The sequence below is a fragment of the Aeromicrobium sp. CnD17-E genome (assembly GCF_024124745.1).
GTDB lineage: Bacteria > Actinomycetota > Actinomycetes > Propionibacteriales > Nocardioidaceae > Aeromicrobium.
The window spans coordinates 1-4,411 of record NZ_JAMXRU010000164.1 but is presented as its reverse complement, the minus strand read 5'-3'; the positions used below and the strand labels follow the sequence as shown (position 1 = coordinate 4,411).

The 4,411-nt window shown below is 73.4% G+C and carries 4 protein-coding genes and 1 pseudogene; all 5 read right to left on the bottom strand.

Annotated elements, in window-relative coordinates; all coding sequences use genetic code 11:
• Positions 1–678, bottom strand: a 678-nt coding sequence (locus NH339_RS17450; RefSeq protein WP_253027270.1) for an inositol monophosphatase, incomplete at its 3' end; no start/stop codon positions are given.
• Between the two features lie 81 nt (positions 679–759).
• On the bottom strand, positions 760–1,197 hold the full coding sequence (locus NH339_RS17445) for a MarR family winged helix-turn-helix transcriptional regulator (RefSeq protein ID WP_253027269.1): 438 nt from the start codon (positions 1,195–1,197) through the stop codon (positions 760–762).
• 678 nt (positions 1,198–1,875) lie between these two features.
• The gene (locus NH339_RS17440) at positions 1,876–2,448 is read right to left on the bottom strand and encodes a DNA-3-methyladenine glycosylase (protein WP_253027268.1); all 573 of its coding nucleotides are present in this window, start codon (positions 2,446–2,448) and stop codon (positions 1,876–1,878) included.
• Positions 2,445–3,770 carry a M1 family metallopeptidase gene (locus tag NH339_RS17435; protein ID WP_253027267.1) on the bottom strand — a complete coding sequence of 442 codons (1,326 nt, stop codon included), beginning with the start codon at positions 3,768–3,770 and terminating at the stop codon, positions 2,445–2,447. The genes NH339_RS17440 and NH339_RS17435 overlap by 4 nt, the downstream gene beginning before the upstream one ends.
• Positions 3,743–4,411 (bottom strand): annotated as a pseudogene (locus NH339_RS17430) (amino acid adenylation protein); the annotation flags it as partial. The gene NH339_RS17435 and the pseudogene NH339_RS17430, both read right to left, overlap by 28 nt.

Sequence of the window (4,411 nt, the reverse complement as noted above, 5' to 3'; positions counted from 1 at the left end):
CACGAGCGCCGCGCCGGGCAGCCAGTCCCAGGCCGGGGTGCTGTGCTGGAACCAGGCGCCGAGCCGTCCGGTGACGACGCCCACGAGGTCCATCGAGCCCGAGCCGTGCATGCGCAGCGTCGCCGGCAGTGCGGCGGCCCGCAGGAACGGCTCGCGCACGTGCGCGTCGGAGACGTTCCCGGGGTGCAGGTAGGTGGCGGCACCCACGGTGGTCACGTCGACGTCGCGCACGGGCTCCACGGCGACACCGTTCCACGTCGTCGGCAGGTCGGGCCCGCCCACCAGCACGCCGTCGCGGGCGTGGGCCACCGCGCCCAGCACGAGCGCGTCGCCGTCGAGCAGGGCCACGGCGGAGCACCAGTAGTCGGAGCCGCTCGCGAAGTTGTAGGTGCCGTCGACCGGGTCGATCACCCAGCGGCGGCCCGAGGAGCCCGGCTCGTCAGTCCCCTCCTCGCCCAGCAGGCCGTCCTCGGGACGCAGGCGTCGCAACGTGTCGACGACGAGCGCCTCCGCGGCATGGTCGGCGGCGGTGACGACGTCGGAGACCGACGTCTTGCTGCGCACGTCGAGGTCGGATCCCTCGCGCATGCGGGCGGCCAGCGCCACGGCCTCGGTGACCAGGCGCACCGCGAGGTCGGCGTCGGACAGGACGGACGGGTCGGCGGCGAGGTCGCTCACGCGTCCATCCTGCCGTGCCGGTCGCGACGGCGGCAGTGCGGGTCGGGGCTGGTCGGGGCGGGCGCCGGAGGTCGGGCTCGGTCAGTCGACGGGCGCGGCGGCCAGCCGGTCGCGGACCGTGCCGATGAGGCGGCGCAGGGTGGCCAGGTCGGCCTCGTCCATCTCGAGGACGTCGGCCGCGTGCTCGTAGAGCCGGTCGGCCAGAGGTCGCAGCGCGGCACCGGCCGGCGTCAGGGTGACGAGCGTCGAGCGCTCGTCCTGCGGGTTCCGCGCCCGCGTGACCCGCCCGTGCGCCTCCAGCCGCTTCACCAGCGGCGACAGGGTGCCGTAGTCGAGCCGCAGCCGCGCCGCGAGCTCCTTCACGCTCTGCCCGTCCTGCTCCCACAGCGCCAGCAGCACCAGGTACTGCGGGTACGTCAGGTCGTGCTCGTCCAGCAGCGGCCGGTACGCCGCCGTCATCTGGCGCGACGTCGAGTACAGGTCGAAGCAGAGCAGGTCGGACACCGTGGGAGTGCTCATCCTCCGATGCTACATCGTGCACGATGCATTCGACGTGTTTTCGTGTGCACGTGCGGTGCGCCCGGCCCTGCGGGTGCGCTGCCTGCAGGCGCCGTGACCTTGCTGGTGCGCTGCTTCGGCTGGCGCTGGGGGTGGTCTCCGAAAGGGCCTCGACCGGCAGCGGGCCTGGGGCCGGCTTCGGGTCTCGGGGTCTCGTCTGGGCTCGCGGTTGACCCAAGATTCTCCGTTTCTGCGTTCTGGGCCCAAGGTTCTGCGTTTGAGCGTCCTATCGGTGGATCTGCAACCGCAGGAGCCGTTCTGCGGTCGCAGATCCACCGACGGCGGGGTCAGACGTGGCAGAGGTTCTCCCTTCCCGTGGACCGTGCCACGAGAAGGGAGAAGCACTGCCCACCCCACCCCCCCCAGGGCACCCACGATTCTTCCTTCGTGCGCTGAAGCCCGAACGCTTCTGCGTTCACGACAGGATCCCGTAGCCAACGCAGAAGCCTTCGACCTCCGACGCACGAACGCAGAATCCTGCGTCCACCCCGAGCCCAACCCGCAGCCCGAGACCCCAGACCAGCGCCCGCCCAGCCGCCCGGTCGAGGCCCTTTCGGAGACCACACCCAGCGCCAGCCGATGCAGCGCACCGGCAGGTCGAGACCCCCCTGCAGCAGCGCACCAGCAGGTCGAGACCCCCTACCCCCGCGGAGCGCGTGGCGACCGCCGGTAGGCCGAGACGGTGGGGTCGCCGGCGATCCAGAACCGCCACGGGACGTCGGCGGCCTGCGCGACGCCGACCCGGGGGCCGCTGGCGACGTCGGGCTCGTCGGTCGGTGCGGGCCCGAGGTGGACGCCGGTGCGGTCGAGCAGGTCGGTGCCGAGGTCGGTCACGGTGATGCCGAGGGCCTGCGCGAGGTTGCCCGGACCCCGGGCGAGGCGGGTGTCGGCGACGTCGCCGCGACGCTCGCGGGCGAGCTCGAGCCCGTCGACGACGCGTCCGGCCCGCACCAGCACGGCCGCCGCCTGCTCGGTCGGGCCGGTCACGACGTTGGCGCACCAGTGGATCCCGTAGGAGCGGTACACGTAGAGCCGCCAGGGCGGCCCGTACATGATCTCCGAGCGCGGCGTCCGCGTGGAGGCGTGCGAGGCCGGGTCGAGGATCCCGCCGTACGCCTCGACCTCGGTGATCCGCACGGTCACGCCGTGCCCGCGCAGCTCCCGACCGAGCAGCGCCACGGCCCGTGCCGCGACGTCGTCGTCGGTCGTCACGGCAGGTCCGGCACCGCGGTGGCCCTCACCCACTGGTCGAAGAGGTCGGTCTGCTCCCCCGCGACGTCCGCGACGACGCGCTCCAGGTCGGCCGTGTCGGCGTTGGCGTGACGGAACCGGTCCGTCCAGGTCCGCAGCACCGTGAAGAAGGCGTCGTCGCCGACCCGGCGGCGCAGCGCGTGCAGTGTGAGGGCGCCCCGCTTGTACACCCGGTCGTCGAACATGAGGTCGGGTCCGGGGTCGGCGAGCAGGAGGTCCTGGTCCTTCGCCTGCAGCTTGGCGTGGTGGTGGCGCGCGCGCTCGTCGGCGCTCTCCCGCCCCGACTCCTCCGACCACAGCCACTCGGCGTAGCAGGCGAAGCCCTCGTGCAGCCAGATGTCGTTCCAGTGCCGCAGCGTCACGCTGTTGCCGAACCACTGGTGCGCCAGCTCGTGGGCGATCAACCGCTGGGCGTCCCACCCGTCGTGGAGCAGGTTCGGCCCGAAGATCGAGAGCCCCTGCGCCTCGAGCGGGATCTCGAGGTCGTCGGGCGTCACGACGGCGAGGTACCGCTGGAACGGGTACGGGCCGAAGACGCGGTCGAAGAAGGCGACCATGCCGGGCTGGTCGGCCAGGGCCTCCTGCGCCTGCTCCCGCAGACCACCGGGTGCGACGAAGCCGACCGGCACCGGCGACGTCGCCTGCTGCTCCTCGACGAAGTCGCCCACGTGCACGGTCGCGAGGTACGTGGCCATCGGCTCGGGCTGGTCGAAGACCTGCACGACCCGTCCTGCGGTGCGTCGACCCTCGCCGGGCAGACCGTTGCCGATCACGGTGAACGCCTGCGGCACCGAGAGCTCGAGCCGGAACGGTGCCTTCGCCGACGGCAGGTCGTTGCAGGGGAACCACGACGGCGCGCCGTGCGGCTGCGAGGCGACGATCGCGCCCTCCTCGAGCTCCTCCCACCCTGCGTCGCCGTCGGGTCCGCGCATCGGGTGCGGCCGGCCGCCGTACGCGACCATGATCTCGGCCTCCTCGCCCTCGGCCAGCTCCCGGCCCAGCTCGACGCTCACCGACGCCCGCTGCTGCCGGTACTTCGCACGCGCGCCGTCGACGAGGAGCTTCTGCACGCGCAGGTCGTTCAGGTCCAGCCGGACCTTCCGCAGCGGCTCGAGCGCACGCACGCCGAGCGTCGCGGTGCCCGTGAGCCGGTTGGACTCGGGGACGTAGTCGACGACGAGGTCGTAGCGGGTGACGGCGTACGACGGGTCGCCGTGGTGCGGCACGTAGCGCTCGTCGACGGACGCGGTGCGGCTCACGCGGGCGCCGTCGCGTCGGTCCACGGCCCGATGGGGTTGCCGACCCAGCTGGTCCCGTCGGGCACGTGCTCGCCGCGCATCACGAGCGAGCCCGGGCCGACCCGTGCGTGCCGACCGATGCGTGCGGCGGGCAGCACGACGCCGTGCGGGCCGAGCGTCGCCCCCGCGTCCAGCCTGACCTCGTCCATGCTGAGTATCCGATCATGGAAGAGGTGCGTCTGCACCACGCACCCCCGGTTGACGGTGGCGCCGTCGCCGACCGTCACGAGGTCGGGCTCGGGCCACCAGTAGGTCTCGCACCAGACGCCCCGCCCCACGCGGGCCCCGAGGCTGCGCAGCCACAGCGGCAGGAGCGGCGTGCCCAGCGCCCAGCGGCAGAACCAGGGGGCGGCGACCACCTCGACGAAGGTGTCGGCGAGCTCGTTGCGCCAGACGAAGCTGCTCCAGAGCGGGTGCTCCTCGGCCCCGACCCGACCCACGAGGACCCACTTGGCCGCGGTCGCGACGAGCGCCCCCAGGACCCCGGCGGCGAGCAGGACCGGGCCGGCGACGAGCGCCGCCACCCACCACCCCGCACGTTCGGCGACCGTGACGACGCTGCCGGCGACGCCGAGGACGAGGACGGCGGCGACGCCCACCGCGAGCACGCGGCAGGCCTCGAGCGC

Coding starts and splice junctions, on each gene's coding strand:
- NH339_RS17445 (WP_253027269.1), bottom strand. CDS start 1,197: ATGAGCACTCCCACGGTGTCCGACCTGCTCTGCTTCGACCTGTACTCG.